Raw genomic sequence first — 12,825 nt, forward strand, 5'->3', positions numbered from 1 at the left:
CCGGCGTCGGGTTCAGGCAGTGTCGTCTTCGAATATTTTGACGGGCCGGTCCCACTGGATGAGCACGACACAGCCGGTCTCGCTCCAGACCGAATGTTCGCTGCCCGGTGCATTGACGATATAACTGCCGCTGATGTAATCGCCCGTCTCGTCGGATTGAACGCCATCGAGCACCAGGATGGTCTCGAGCCCCTCGTGGCGATGGCGGGGAACGGAGGCGCCAGGCTCATATTTCAGCAGCGCCACGCCCGGCTGATCGCCCTCGAAGGGGCGGATCCAGTGAATGGTGACAGCATCGCGGAAAGGGCCGAATTCCAACTCCTTCCAGCCGCCTGAGGTCAGGCGTTCGCGGGTCGTTTCAGGCATGGGCGATGCTTTCCAGAATGTCGTCGATATGGGCGGTCCAGCCGACGATCGCGCCCTGGGCGCGGATCATGGCGATGGCGGCGGCTTTGAATTCGGGGAAATAGCTTTCCGTGGCCTCCTCGGCGAGCAGGCATTCATAGCCGCGGTCGTTTGCTTCGCGCATCGTCGTCTGCACGCAGACTTCGGTGGTGACACCGGCAAAGACGAGCTGACGTATGCCCTTCTGCTGCAACACGGTGCCGAGGTCGGTCGCGTAGAAGGCGCCCTTGCCGGGTTTTTCGATGACGACTTCGCCCTTCACCGGAGCGAGCTCCGGAAGAATTGCCGTGCCGGGTTCGCCCGCGATCAGGATGCGGCCCATCGGGCCTTCGTCGCCGATCCTGAGCGCAGGATTGCCGCGGTCGCGTTTGGCCGGTGGCAGGTCGGAGAGATCAGGCCGGTGGCACTCCATCGTATGGATCACAGGCAGGCCGGCATTGCGGAATCCCTGGATGAGGCGTTTGACATCGGGCACGATCCTGGTGATGCGGCTGACATCGTTGCCGAGGCTGGCGCCGAATCCGCCCGGCTCGGCAAAATCGCGCTGCATGTCGATGACGATGAGGGCGAGCTCATCATGTTTCACCGGAAAGGCGAAGGGTTCTGCCTTGATCCCCATCATCAATGATGCCCCGCCATGTGGGCGCCGATCACGCCGATATCGGCCGAACGCGCCGGTGTCTCGTAAACCAGCTTGCCTTCCGAAATGACCATGATGCGGTCGGACATCTCGAGCAGTTCGTCGAGGTCTTCCGAAAGCAGCAGCACGGCGGCTCCCAAATTGCGGGCCTTCATGATCCGGGCGCGGATTTCGGCAACGGCCGAGAAATCGAGGCCGAAACAGGGGTTGGAGACTATCAGCAGATCGACATCGCCGGTCAGTTCGCGGGCGAGCACCGCCCGCTGCACGTTGCCGCCCGAGAGCGCTGCGATCGGCGAGGAGGAAGAGGCCGTCTTGACCTTGAAGTCGGAGATCAGCGCCGAGGCACGCTTCTTCATGCTGCCCTTGTTCAGCCAGATCGCGTCCTTGCCGTCCAGCTTCAAATCGAAGGTGCGGAACGCAAGGTTCTCGCTCACGGTCATCTTGGGCGCACAGGCATTCTGCAACGGCTCTTCGGGGATGAAACGCACCCTGTTCTTGCGGGTCTCCTCACGGGTGGCGCCGTAAGTCTCGCCATTGACCATGACCTGGCCGCTATCGGTCGGGCGCTGGCCGGCCAGAATTTCCGTCAGCTCCTTCTGGCCGTTGCCGGATATGCCGGCGATGCCGACGATCTCACCGGAGCGGACCGTCAGCGCGTCGATCTCGATCGTCTTCAGGCCGGAGCGATCCGGAGCTTTCACCTGGGTCACAGTGAGCACGGATTTGGCCGCTTCCGCCACCGGCAGACGGCTGTCGAGCTCGGCGAGCTTGACGTCGCCGATCATCATCGCCGCCATCTCGGCGGTGGAGAGCTCGCCGACCTTGCCGGTGCCGACCAGCTTGCCGCGCCGCAGGATCGAGACGGCATCAGCGAACTTCGTCACCTCGTGGAACTTGTGGGAGATCATCAGCACGGTGAGCTCGCCGCGCTCGGTCATCCCGCGGACGATGCCGAGCATCTCATCGGCTTCGGCCGGCGTCAGCACCGAGGTCGGCTCGTCGAGGACGAGGAAGGAACGGCCGAGATAGAGCTGCTTGACGATTTCGAGCTTCTGTTTTTCGCCGGCGGCAAGCTCGCTCACCGGCCTGTCGAGCGGGATCTTGAACGGCATGCGCTCCATGAAAGCCGCCAGATCCTTGCGTTCCCTGGGCCAGTTGATCACCGCGGGCACTTCGGTGCGGCTGATGACCAGGTTTTCCGCACCGGTCAGAGAGGGAACCAGTGTGAAATGCTGGTAGACCATGCCGAGCCCATAGGTCGCGGCATCCTTGGGTGAGGCGACCGCCACCTCGCGGCCGTCGACCGACAACGAGCCTGACGTGGCGTGATAGAAGCCCATGATGCATTTGACGAGCGTCGACTTGCCGGCGCCGTTTTCGCCGAGAAGCGCGTGAAAAGAGCCGGCCGGAACGGCGATAGAGACGTTGTCGAGCGCGGTGAAGCTGCCGAAACGCATGGTCATATCGAGCGTCTCGATGCCGACGGCCTTGCCGGCTTGCGGAAGGGGCGTGTCGCGGACTGTGCTCACTTCATTGCTCCTTTTCGACGATGATGGCGACGGGACCGCCGCCGGGCGGACCCTGGTGTTCGGCGCCGCCGGACACATAGAGATCGGTAATGCCGAAGATGCCGGCGAGAACGCCGCCGACGAAGGCACGGGCATGGCGGGTGCCTGCAATATCCGAGTCATCGAGCATCGTGTGGCGCCTGCCGTCGATCCTGCCGGACGGGTCCGGCTCGGCCTTGGCGAGAACCGCCGCCAGCCGGCTGTTTTCCGGCAGGCGTTCGCGGGCTTTCCTGACGGAATGCGCGTCGATCGCATCCAGCATGACCGCGTGGTCGATCGACAGCGGACCGGACCATTTTGCGCTCATGCCGAGGACGATGATTTCGTGATCGGTGAGTTCGCCCCCGGACGAGGTTGAGGCGCAGCGGGAAAAGAGATCGAAACGTGTGCAGATGTCGGCATCGCCGATCGATGTCGCATCTATCTCGCCGAGTGCCACGGCGACGCCGAGAGCCGAAGCGCCGCGCGAGAGGCCCATGGATTTCAGCGTGTCGTGGGTTGCGACCGTCCTGCCTGCTGCCTCGGCCTCGGCAATCCGGCGCGAGGTGAGCAGGGGACACTTGATCTGCACGAAATGGACATCGGCGGGATCATCGATGCCGGCATCCCTCATCGCGGACTTCACGCCTTCGGCAACGAGCAGGATCTGTTCCCGGCGCCCGAGATGTTCGGGGGGCAGCGCGGGGGTACGCGACACACCAATGGCCAGCGCCCGTTCGCCCGGGGTTTCTACGGTTTCACGCGCAAAAACCGTCCAATGCGGCGAGAGCGCCCCCTCGGTGCCGCCGGACATGATGATCGAGACGCCGTCGACGCCATATCTACTGAACAATGTCTCGAAGCTGCGGGTGGCATAACCGCGGGTAAAATCATTGACGCAGCCGTTGCCTTCCGTCTTGCCGAGAACGGCGACGACGTTGTTCGCCTGAAGGCCGCTGGCAAAGAGCGCCTCGACGCCGGCAACGTCATCGGGGCCGTCGGCTGGCACGCGAAAGACATGGGCACGCAATGACGGCATCAGGGCAGCGCCTCGACTAGAGCCGCGGAATTGGAGACCGAGCCGAAGACGCCGCCCTGCATCTTCACCATCTTGATCGCGGCGAGGTGGTTTCCGTAGTCGGTCGCACCGCAGCAGTCCTCCAGAAGTAGGCATTCGTAGCCGCGGTCGTTTGCCTCGCGCATCGTCGTCGAAACGCAGACATCGGTGGTGATCCCCGTGAGGATAATGTTCTCGATGCGCTTCTGGTTGAGGATGAGTTCGAGGTCGGTGGCGCAGAACGAACCCTTGCCGGGCTTGTCGATGATCGTCTCGCCTTCGATCGGGTAGAGTTCGGGGATGATGTCCCAGCCCGGTTCGCCACGCGTCAGGATTCGGCCGCAGGGGCCGGCATCACCGATGCCGGCGCCGATCCGCTGCGAGCGCCAGCGTTTGTTGGCCGGCAGATCGGCAAGGTCGGGGCGATGGCCCTCGCGGGTATGGATGATGTGATAGCCCTTGGCCCGCATGGCGGCCAGCACACGTTTGATGGGTTCGATCGGCGCCTGCACCAGCGACAGGTCGTAGCCCATATGGTCGACATAGCCACCCTTGCCGCAGAAATCGGTCTGCATGTCGATGATGATGAGGGCGGTATTGTCTGGCCGCAGAGCGCCGTTATAGGGCCACGGATAGGGATCGGCGTCGATAAAATGCCCTTTGGTGTCGACCATCGCGTCCATCATTCTCTCTCCTATTCCGCGGCAGGTTTGAGGGGTTCGCCGTAGCGGCGCATCGGCTTGTCAAATCCGCAGGACGTGCCGTCCTTGACCTCTATTTCGTCTTCCCATGGCAGGCGGTATTTGCCGGCGATGAGGTCGTGCATGTAGGTGTAGGGCGCATCCTGAGCGCCGCCGGCGACGGCGACATAGCCGCGATGGCCGAACTGGTAGATGTTGTTCTCGACGCCCCAGCCGAGCCGGGCCTCGCGCACCAGATCAGGCCGCACCTCGGCGGTGATGATCTCGTTGACGCGGCCGGAAGTGCCGTGGGCGATGATCGTGCCGTCGAAATTGCAGATCATGCCTTCACCCATGGAATCGAACGTGCCGTCCGAGCCGCACATGCAGACATTTGCGGTGACAATCAGATTGCAGAAGGCGTTGGCCTGATTGGTGAAGCGCCAGGCATCGCGGATCGGCGCCGTGTAGCCGGCCGTGCGGATCATGATTTCGGCGCCCTTGTAGGCGCATTCGCGCGCCATCTCCGGGAACATGCCGTCATGGCAGATGATCAGAGCGAGCTTCGCGCCCCGCGGGCCCTCGATGACAGGGATGCCAAGATCGCCGGGCTCCCAGGGCTCGACGGGGATCCAGGGATGCATCTTGCGGTAATAGAGCTTCAACTCGCCCTGATCGTCGATGACGATGCCGGAGTTGTAGGGCATGGCGCCAAGGTTCAGCTCCATGATCGAGAAGCAGCCCCAGATCCGGTTGTCCCTGCAGGCCTGCTTGAAGGCCGCGACCTCCGGCCCGTCGAGCGTGCACATGATCTCCGGATTGATGTCCATGGAAAGGCCATGCAGCGCGTATTCGGGAAAGACGACGAGGTCCATGCCCGGCTGGTTGCGCCGCGCTTTGGCCACCAGATCGACGATCACCTGCGTCTGTTTTGCCAAGTCCGCTTTGGTAACGGTCACCGGCAGCTGGAGCTGCACCAGGCCGATACCGACGCCGTGTTCGGATTTGTTGAGACCGCCAAGTCCGTTCATCGAAAGGCTCCGTTATTTCGTGAGCGAGAGCGCACCCGGCGCACCGGCGAGCGAACGGGTGGGCGAGGAGGTGGCGATCAGGATGATGAGGGTGAGCACGTAAGGCGCGGCGTAAAAAAGGTAGTAGCCTTGCGTGACGCCGACCGATTGCAGCGCCGGGCCGAGCGCGCCAGCACCGCCGAAAAGCAGGGCAGCGAGAAAGCAGCCGATCGGATTCCAGCGAGCGAAGATGACGAGAGCCACCGCCATCAGGCCCTGACCCGACGAGATGCCTTCGTTCCAGGAGCCCGGATAGTAGAGCGAGAGATAGGCGCCGCCGATTGCCGCCAGCGAACCGCCCACTGCCGTTGCCAGCAAGCGAACCCGGTCCGGATGGATGCCCATGGCCCGGGCCGCGTCGGTGCTGTCGCCGACGACGCGCAGGATCAGGCCGATGCGGGTATTCTTGAAGGCCCAGAACAGGAAGAGGGCAAGTGCCGCGCCGATGAAGAACAGCACGTTGATATTGAGCGCCGCCTGGACTTGCGGAGTGCTCGACCAGCCGCCGAGCGGGATCGAGGGCAGTTTCGGCGCCACCGGCTGGATGAAGGATTTGCCGAGGAAGAACGCCATGCCGAGACCGAACTGCATCATGGCAATGCCGATGGCGATGTCGTTGACCTTGGGGAATTTGCAGATCCAGCCGTGTATAAGGCCGAAGGTCGCGCCCGCCACCATTGCGGCCAGCACGCCGAGGGTCGGGGAGCCAGTCATGACGGCCACCGCATAGGCCGTCATGGCGCCGAAGACGAGCGTGCCTTCGAGGCCAAGATTGATGCGGCCGGAGCGTTCCGTGATCGTCTCGCCGAGGCTGACGAAGATGAAGGGCGTGGAAACGCGGATGGCGCCGGCGAAGATCGCCAGCGGCACGCCCCAGATGCCGATGCCTGTCTCTTCCATCAGAGGCTCCTTTTCCAGAGGTCGGGATTGAAGATCTTGAAGCGGCCGTAGAAGGTCTCGCAGAAGAGAATGACGATGAAGAGCGTCCCCTGCAGCACCAGAACCGTAGCATCCGGCAGGCCCATGCGCCGCTGGATGAGGCCGCCCGAGGCGTCGATGCCACCGAGCAGGATCGCGACCGGAATGATCGCCAGCGGATTGTGCCTGGCGAGGAAGGCGACGAGGATACCGGTATAACCGTAGCCGGCGGCAAGCGAGGCGTTGGCACTTCCCTGCACCGCCGCCACTTCGATCATGCCCGCCAGACCGGCAAAGCTGCCGGCAAGCGCGGTAAATCCGGCAATCAGCTTGCCCACCGGCAGCCCCTGGATCTGCGCGGCGCGCACGTTGCCGCCGGCGATGCGGGCGGCAAAACCATAGCTCGTCGCCTCGATCACGATCCAGGAGATCATGCAGGCGAGGATGCCGATGACGAGGCCCCAATGCACGTCCATGCCGGGAATGTTGCCGAGCATGTAGTCCGCCGGCAGCGGCCTGGTCGACGGCTTGTTGAGGCTTGCAGGATCGCGCAGCACCCCTTCGACAAACTGGTTCATCAGGGCGATGGCGATATAGGAGAGCAGCAGCGACGAAATGGTTTCATTGACGCCGCGATAGTGCCGCAGGAAACCGGCAAGGCCGATCCAGATGCCGCCGACCACCATGGCAGCGATTGCCATCAGAATGAGAGTGAGGAAAACAGGCGCGGTGCCGGCGAGCGGCAGAGCCATGGCTGCGGCGGCAACGCCGCCCAGCACGACCGCTCCTTCCCCGCCGATGATGACGAGGCCGAGGCGGGCGGGCAGGGCGACGCAGAGTGCCGTCAGGAGAAGGGGTGCGGCACGACTTAAGCTGTTCTGCACCGAAAACCAGCTGCCGAAACCGCCGGTATACATCAGTTGGAAGAGGGTGGCCGGCGACTTGCCGACCGCCAGGATGAAGAGGGAGAAGAGCGCAAGACCGATCAGGATGGCCGCGAGGCCGATGACAACAGGCTCGGCTCGCCGCGCGATCCATTCGAAGATGGGGCGCAGCGACACCGGTTTTTCCGTGATGGCTATTGCGGGATCATTGGCCTCGATGGTCATGGCGCTTCTCCCTTCGCGGTTTATGCCGTGGACCCGACGACGCCCTCGACCAGATAATTCATGCTCTCGAGCTCGATCGCGTCTTCGGCGTAGCTCTTGTCGGCAGCCACGACGGTGTCGCCCTTATTGTCCTTCAACGGTCCCTTGAAGACCGAGAAGCCGCCCTTCATCATCTCAGCCTGCGTGGCTTCGAAGGCCTTGCGGCCCTCTGCCGACACGGCGGGACCGAGCGCGCTCATCTTCACGAAGCCGTCCTTCAGGCCGCCGCGCACGAAGTTGCCGAGCTTTTCGCCGGCCTGCGCCTTCTTGACGAAGTCGCTGTAGACGTTCCCCCAGGCCCATTCGGCGCCGGTCAGGTATTTTTCCGGAGCAAGCGGGCTCTGGTTGGCGTGATAGCCGCAGACGAAGGCGCCGCGGCCGGCGGCCGTCTCGACGACCACTTTGGGGCTGTCGACGTGGCAGGTGATGACGTCGACGCCCTGGTCGACCAAGGCGTTGGTGGCTTCGGCCTCCTTGACGGCGAGCGACCATTCGCCGGTGAAGATCACCTGGCAGGTGATACCAGGATCGACTGCGCGCGCTCCAAGCAGGAAGGCGTTGATATTCTGCAGGACCTGCGGGATCGGCTTGGCGGCGACGAAGCCGATCTTCTTGCTCTTCGTCGCATGGCCGGCGGCAATGCCGTTCAGATACTGGCCCTGGAAGATATAGCCGAAATAGGAGCCGGTGTTCGCCGGGTTCTTGCCCTCCTGCCAGAGGCCGCCGCAGTGGCGGAACTGGATGTCGGGATGTTTGGCGGCCACGGCCAGCATGTGCGGGTCGAAGTAGCCGAAGGAGGTCGGAAAGAGCAGGGTCGCGCCATCCAGGTTGATCATGGATTCCATCGTCTTCTGGACGTCGACGGTTTCCGGCACATTCTCTTCTTCGACCAGCGTCACGCCCGATAGCGCCTTGACCACGGCTGCACCTTCCGCATGCGCCTGGTTGTAGCCGTAGTCGTCCTTAGGACCGACATAGATGAAGCCCACGGTCAGCGCTGTTTGGGCTGCGGCGGAGGAGGCGATCAGGCCGGGCATGGCGCCGGCAAGCGCACCGGCAGCGGAAGCCTGGAGGAAATTACGGCGGTTCATGGAAAGGAGTTTGGTCATCGGAATGCTCCTTGCGGCGCTGGGCCGGTTGCGAACGGGTACAGAAAAGTGCATGCAATGCATGTGCCAGAAATTAATCTATTGTTTTTTATAGTTTATCCGCCCCAGCAAGATCTGTGCATTGCAAAGTGCATGCAGATTGATCGAATCTTTGCGTAAAAAGTAATCAATAGATATTTCTTGTTCATTGTTACTGCGCGATTGGCATAAATTCGGATTGCCTGAGGTGCTCGTGCATCGGAAAGCGAAAATTTAACAATATCTTCGCCACTAGATTTGACTTATCGAGTCTCGAACCGCATCTGTATGCAGAATGTTGACGTGAGCAGATTCGTATCGTGAAGCAGACCAGGCGCAGAGAAGTGATCCGTACCGGAACCACCGTCGAACAGATGGTGCGAGCGATTGCCGACATGATCGTCACGGGGGAAATCCTGCCTGGCGCGAAATTGGACGAGGTGTCGCTCGCGGTTCGTTTTGACGTTTCGCGCACGCCGGTACGCGAGGCTCTGCGTGAGCTGGGCGCCATGGGATTGATTGCGCGCGAGCCGAACCGCAGTGCCGTCGTGACCAATGTCACCGAGGCTTATCTGCATTCGATGTTCGAAGCGATGGCCGAACTCGAAGCGATCTGCGCCAGGCTCTCGGCCGAGCGTATGACGGTCGATGAGCGGCGCGCGCTGGAGCTGGAGCATCGGGAATCGGTGAGGCTCGTGCATGCCGGTGCGGAAGAAGAATATTCGGCTCACAATACCGACTTTCACACCCGGCTTTATCGCGGCGCGCACAATGATCATGTCTTCGAGATGGTCACGCAGACGCGGGCGCGCCTCGCGCCCTTTCGGCGGGCGCAGTTCCGTCTGCCCGGGCGCCTGGCAAAATCCTATGAGGAGCACGGCCGGATCGTCACCGCGATCATGCGCGCGGACGCCGCCGCCGCCGGGCAGGCGGCATATTCCCATGTGGAAATTGTCAGCGATGCCAGCGCGGTCTTTGCAACGCCCGGGGAGTAAAGAGGCGCGACGCCTGAAATCACGCGCCGCTACGAAGGCGAAAAGACCACGGCCGGTAAACGCCGAGGTTATGTCCCCGGTCTCTACTCCGCCGCTTCGATGAAGCGGTGACGTTCGTAGAGGAACTTCAGCACGGCTTCACGGCATTTGAGATAGGTCCGGTCGGAGGCGAGTTCGATGCGATTGCGGGGGCGGGGCATGGTCACATCGAGCACTTCGCCGATGCGGGCCGCCGGACCGTTGGTCATCATCACGATGCGATCGGACAGCAGCACCGCTTCATCGACGTCATGGGTGATCATCACCATGGTGTTGCCGAGGCGAGCGTGGATCTCCATCACCGCATCCTGAAGATGGGCGCGGGTCAGCGCATCGAGCGCGCCGAAGGGCTCGTCGAGCAGCAGGATCTTCGGCTCCATTGAAAGCGCGCGGGCAATGCCGACGCGTTGTTTCATGCCGCCTGAAATTTCCGAAGGCCGCTTATCCCTCGCATGCGCCATCTGCACGAGGTCGAGGTTGGCCATGACCCAGTCATGCCGCTCGGATTTGGTCTTTGTTCGGCTGAAGAGTTTGGAGACGGCGAGATTGACGTTCTCGTAGACCGTCAACCAGGGCAGCAGCGAGTGGTTCTGGAAGACGACGGCGCGCTCCGGACCGGGCCCGTTGACCTCACGGTTTTCAAGGAGCACGGCGCCTGCCGATACCGGAGTCAGGCCGGCGATGAGGTTGAGCAGGGTGGATTTGCCGCAGCCCGAATGGCCGATGATCGAGACGAATTCGCCCGCGGAAATCGTCAGGTTGATGTCCTTCAGCACCTCGGCGCGCACGCCGCCCCGATCGAAGTGTTTGTCGATATGATCAAGCTTCAGATAGGCGTTCATAGGGGCGTTCCTCAGTTGGCCATGGCGCCGCGGGTGATGAGTTTGCCGAGTGCTGCCACCAGCTTGTCGAGGGCGAAGCCGACGATGCCGATATAGGCGAGCGCGACGATGATGTCCGGAAGGCGCGACGAGTTCCATGCGTCCCAGATGAAGAAGCCGATGCCGACGCCGCCCGTCAGCATTTCGGCCGCGACGATGGCGAGCCAGGAGAGGCCGACGCCGATCCTGAGGCCTGTGAAGATGTAAGGCGCTGCCGAAGGCAACATGATCTTCCAGAAAAACTCGAACTGGTTGAGACGCAGCACCTCGGCGACGTTGCGGTAATCCTGCGGGATATTGCGGACGCCAACGGCGGTGTTGATGATCACCGGCCAGATCGAAGTGATGAAGATCACGAAGATCGCCGAAGGATTGGAATCCTGGAAGGCTGCGAGCGACAGCGGCAGCCAGGCGAGCGGTGGAACCGTACGCAGCACCTGGAAGATCGGATCGAGGCCACGCATTGCCCAGATCGACTGCCCGATGATCGCACCGATGATGACGCCCGTAACCGCGGCAAGCCCAAAGCCATAGAGAACGCGCTGCAGCGAAATGAGCACGCGCCAGCCGAGCCCGATATCCTGGGAGCCGTAGTTGAAAAACGGATAGGCGATCAGGTCATAACTATCCAGCCAGACCCGATGCGGCGAGGGTAAAGAGGCATCCGCCGATGAACAGAGCACCTGCCAGACGAGCAGGATGAGTGCCAGCACGACGACTGGCGGAACGACGTTGCGAAGTGCGGTCAGTGCCGCTCGACGAAAATCGATCCGCGATCCATGCTTGCCGGAAAATGGCAGAACCTTTGCCGCCAGCTTGGCGGAGGCAGACGTTGAGGGAATTTCTTTATTTGCCAGGGCGGACATCAACGCGCTCCTCACGGGAATGAAAGGCCGGCGCGCCCGTTGCGCGCCGGAGCGGGTCAGGAGACAGCCTTGATCGAAAGGCTGTCGAGATAGGCCGAAGGATTTTCAGGGTCGAAGACCTTGCCGTCGAAGAAAGTCTCCTTGCCGCGAGAAGACGATGCGGGGATATCGGCCGCCGCGACGCCGAGATCCTTGGCGGCCTCGCGCCAGATGTCTTCACGGTTCACCTGGTTGACCAGCGCCTTGATGTCGGTGCTCGCCGGCAGATTTCCCCAACGGATGTTTTCCGTCATGAACCATGTGTCGTGGCTCTTGAACGGATAGGAGGCGCCGTCTTTCCAGAACTTCATATAGAGGTCGGTGGCCTTGACCTCGCGGCCATTGCCATAATTGATGTCGCCCTTGAGGCGGCCGAGCACGTCCTTGGTCGGAACGTTGAACCATTGGCGCTTGCCGAGAATGTCAGCCATCTCCGCCTTGTTGTCCATGCTTTCGCACCACTGCTGCGCCTCCATGACAGCCATCAGCAGGGCCTTGGCAGCATTGGGATTCTTTTCGATCCATTCGGCGCGCAGTCCGAGCGCCTTCTCAGGATGACCCTTCCAGAGCTCGCCGGTGGTGGCTGCGGTAAAGCCGATGCCCTGGTTGACGAGCTGCTCATTCCACGGTTCGCCGACACAGAAGACGTCCATGTTGCCGACCTTCATGTTGGCAACCATCTGCGGCGGCGGCACGACGATGGTCGAAACGTCCTTGTTCGGATCAATACCGCCAGCGGCGAGCCAGTAGCGGATCCAGAGGTCATGGGTGCCGCCCGGGAAGGTCATGGCGGCCTTGATCTCCTTGCCCTCCGCCTTCTTCTTCTCGAATGCCGCCTTCAGCTTGGAGGAATCGAGCTGCACGCCGGTGTCGGCATATTCCTTGGCGACGGAAATGCCCTGGCTGTCGAGGTTGAGCCGGGCGAGGATTGCCATCGGCACCGGCTTATTGTTCTGCGTCACCTTGCCGGTATGCATGAGATAGGGGAGCGGCGACAGGATATGCGCACCGTCGATGCCGTTTGCGGCGCCACCCAGCACGAGGTTGTCGCGGGTCGCACCCCAGGAGGCCTGTTTGGCCACATCCGTTTCCGGAAGGCCATGCTTGTCGAAAAAGCCCTTTTCCTTGGCGATGATCAGCGGCGCGGAATCGGTGAGAGCGATAAAACCGAGCTTGACGCCCTTCACCTCAGGGCCTGCTCCGGCTGCGAAGGCGCCGGATGGAAAGGCCGTCTTGACAGCGCCGATGAGGGCAGCCGCTGCAGTCGTCTTGAGCATGCTGCGGCGGGTAATGCCGGTTGTCGAAATCCCAGTCTGCAAATTCTTAGTCATGCGCAGGTTCCCTCTGCTGGCTGAATTTGGACACAAAAAAACGCCGCCGGAAATTGCGTCCAGGGGATGGGAGAATCCC

At 62.1% G+C, this 12,825-nt stretch carries 13 protein-coding genes; 1 reads left to right on the forward strand and 12 read right to left on the reverse strand.

Translation table 11 applies throughout. The features are described from left to right. Positions 1 to 12: 12 nt before the first annotated feature. Genes ACM5SV_RS19415 through ACM5SV_RS19455 form a run of 9 tightly spaced genes read right to left on the reverse strand, consistent with a single transcriptional unit; the run spans position 13 to position 8,577 of the window. Positions 13 to 366 carry a cupin domain-containing protein gene (locus ACM5SV_RS19415; RefSeq protein ID WP_012760694.1) on the reverse strand — a complete coding sequence of 118 codons (354 nt, stop codon included), beginning with the start codon at positions 364 to 366 and terminating at the stop codon, positions 13 to 15. Continuing rightward, positions 359 to 1,027, reverse strand: coding sequence for a cysteine hydrolase family protein (locus tag ACM5SV_RS19420; protein ID WP_128438945.1), 669 nt, complete (start codon positions 1,025 to 1,027; stop codon positions 359 to 361). The genes ACM5SV_RS19415 and ACM5SV_RS19420 overlap by 8 nt, the downstream gene beginning before the upstream one ends. Next, on the reverse strand, positions 1,027 to 2,577 hold the full coding sequence (locus ACM5SV_RS19425) for an ABC transporter ATP-binding protein (protein WP_012760696.1): 1,551 nt from the start codon (positions 2,575 to 2,577) through the stop codon (positions 1,027 to 1,029). Before ACM5SV_RS19425 ends, ACM5SV_RS19420 begins: the two co-directional genes overlap by 1 nt. A gap of 1 nt (position 2,578) precedes the next feature. Next, entirely contained in the window at positions 2,579 to 3,634 is a 1,056-nt protein-coding gene (gene atzD, locus ACM5SV_RS19430; RefSeq protein ID WP_012760697.1) for a cyanuric acid amidohydrolase, read from the reverse strand. Beyond that, positions 3,634 to 4,335 carry a cysteine hydrolase family protein gene (locus tag ACM5SV_RS19435; protein WP_128439019.1) on the reverse strand — a complete coding sequence of 234 codons (702 nt, stop codon included), beginning with the start codon at positions 4,333 to 4,335 and terminating at the stop codon, positions 3,634 to 3,636. The genes atzD and ACM5SV_RS19435 overlap by 1 nt, the downstream gene beginning before the upstream one ends. 11 nt (positions 4,336 to 4,346) lie before the next feature. After that, the gene (locus ACM5SV_RS19440; protein WP_221963212.1) at positions 4,347 to 5,363 is read right to left on the reverse strand and encodes a formamidase; all 1,017 of its coding nucleotides are present in this window, start codon (positions 5,361 to 5,363) and stop codon (positions 4,347 to 4,349) included. 12 nt (positions 5,364 to 5,375) lie between these two features. Next, positions 5,376 to 6,302, reverse strand: coding sequence for an ABC transporter permease (locus ACM5SV_RS19445; RefSeq protein WP_017997633.1), 927 nt, complete (start codon positions 6,300 to 6,302; stop codon positions 5,376 to 5,378). Continuing rightward, entirely contained in the window at positions 6,302 to 7,429 is a 1,128-nt protein-coding gene (locus tag ACM5SV_RS19450; protein WP_128438947.1) for an ABC transporter permease, read from the reverse strand. Before ACM5SV_RS19450 ends, ACM5SV_RS19445 begins: the two co-directional genes overlap by 1 nt. Positions 7,430 to 7,449: 20 nt before the next feature. After that, the gene (locus ACM5SV_RS19455; protein ID WP_128438948.1) at positions 7,450 to 8,577 is read right to left on the reverse strand and encodes a BMP family ABC transporter substrate-binding protein; all 1,128 of its coding nucleotides are present in this window, start codon (positions 8,575 to 8,577) and stop codon (positions 7,450 to 7,452) included. Positions 8,578 to 8,915: 338 nt separating this feature from the next. Here ACM5SV_RS19455 and ACM5SV_RS19460 point away from each other — a divergent pair, with 338 nt between their 5' ends. After that, entirely contained in the window at positions 8,916 to 9,590 is a 675-nt protein-coding gene (locus ACM5SV_RS19460) for a GntR family transcriptional regulator (RefSeq protein ID WP_017997636.1), read from the forward strand. An 83-nt stretch (positions 9,591 to 9,673) separates the two neighbouring features. On the opposite strand, the gene ACM5SV_RS19465 is transcribed toward ACM5SV_RS19460, so the two are convergent. From ACM5SV_RS19465 to ACM5SV_RS19475, 3 genes are read right to left on the reverse strand one after another with little or no spacing between them, the layout of a single operon-like run. After that, the gene (locus tag ACM5SV_RS19465; RefSeq protein ID WP_128438949.1) at positions 9,674 to 10,471 is read right to left on the reverse strand and encodes an ABC transporter ATP-binding protein; all 798 of its coding nucleotides are present in this window, start codon (positions 10,469 to 10,471) and stop codon (positions 9,674 to 9,676) included. Positions 10,472 to 10,482: 11 nt separating this feature from the next. Then, positions 10,483 to 11,376, reverse strand: a complete 894-nt coding sequence (gene ntrB, locus ACM5SV_RS19470; protein WP_113544895.1) for a nitrate ABC transporter permease — start codon at positions 11,374 to 11,376, stop codon at positions 10,483 to 10,485. A gap of 56 nt (positions 11,377 to 11,432) precedes the next feature. Further along, complete coding sequence (locus tag ACM5SV_RS19475) at positions 11,433 to 12,746, reverse strand: CmpA/NrtA family ABC transporter substrate-binding protein (protein ID WP_113544896.1); 1,314 nt, start codon at positions 12,744 to 12,746, stop codon at positions 11,433 to 11,435. Positions 12,747 to 12,825: the final 79 nt, after the last annotated feature.

Origin of the sequence: Rhizobium sp. CRRU65 (assembly GCF_048551595.1) — a bacterium.
Taxonomy (GTDB): Bacteria; Pseudomonadota; Alphaproteobacteria; order Rhizobiales; family Rhizobiaceae; genus Rhizobium; species Rhizobium leguminosarum_J.